Raw genomic sequence first — 1,091 nt, 5'->3', positions numbered from 1 at the left:
ATGTCACCGTCACCGGTGATCGCTGTTCCGTCAACTTCCAACGCTCCAGTGGTTGCGTTCTGTACAAGCCCGCTTCCAGCAACATCAACATTGATTTTGGAAGCAGTAACCGCATCGGCCAATATGTTTTCTGTCTGTACCGCATCGTCCGCCAATTTAGCATTGGTCACCGCATCAGCAGCCAATTCAGTAGTTCCCACCGCCCCGGCAGCTATCTCAAGGGTAACATCACCCAATAGAGCATTGGCATCGCCACCTACCGTTAGATCGGAGGAGGTAATGTCACCATCACCGGTGATCGCTGTGCCGTCAACTTCCAATGCTCCAGTGGTCGCGTTCTGTACCAGTCCGCTTCCCGCAACATCAGCATTGATCTTGGCGGCCGTCACTGCATCATCGGCCAGTTCGTTGGAAGTAATTCCACCCGTGGCCACGTCCAATGTATACGGATCGGCATTAGTTCCTGATCCTGAACGTACCAATGTGGCATCTGTCGCATTTAAGATTTCATTACCAATTACACCATCCACTTCTGTTACGGTCACAGAACCTAAATCTATTAGAATCCAGTTAGTCCCGTCCCATTGCATTACTTGGCCAGAGGCTGTTCCATCGGCTATGTTTTCCAATTGAACCGCATCATCGGCCAATTTAGCATTGGTAACCGCATCCGCGCCTAGTTTGGAATTTACTATGGAAAGGTCCTCTACCTTGAAAGGATCCAAGGTGGTGCCTAAACCGGTAATAGTTACTTGGTCAGCCAAAACTGAAAAGCTCGACTTGTCCACCCAAACTACCGTTCCAATGGCATCCGTCACCAAAACTTTATCGTTACCACCTGAAGAAATATCCTCTGTTAAAATGGTACCGTTCAATATGTTTTCTGTCTGGACAGCGTCATCCGCCAATTTAGCATTGGTCACGGCATCGTCTCCTAATTTTACGGTAGTAACCGCTCCATCGGCCAATTTTGCCGTTACTATGGAAAGGTCCTCCACCTTGAAAGGATCCAAGGTTGTGCCCACTCCAGTTATAGTAACCTGATCGGCAATGGCATCGAAGCTGGATTTGTCCACCCAGGCAACCGTACC

1 protein-coding gene is annotated in these 1,091 nt (G+C 49.1%); it reads right to left on the bottom strand.

Translation table 11 applies throughout. The features are described from left to right. Positions 1 to 1,091, bottom strand: a 1,091-nt coding sequence (locus tag BUA60_RS23160) for a hypothetical protein (protein ID WP_218587964.1), incomplete at both ends; no start/stop codon positions are given.

The sequence above is a fragment of the Arenibacter palladensis genome, from assembly GCF_900129275.1.
In the GTDB taxonomy this organism is placed as follows: Bacteria; Bacteroidota; Bacteroidia; order Flavobacteriales; family Flavobacteriaceae; genus Arenibacter; species Arenibacter palladensis.
This window is presented reverse-complemented; position numbering and strand designations above follow the sequence as displayed.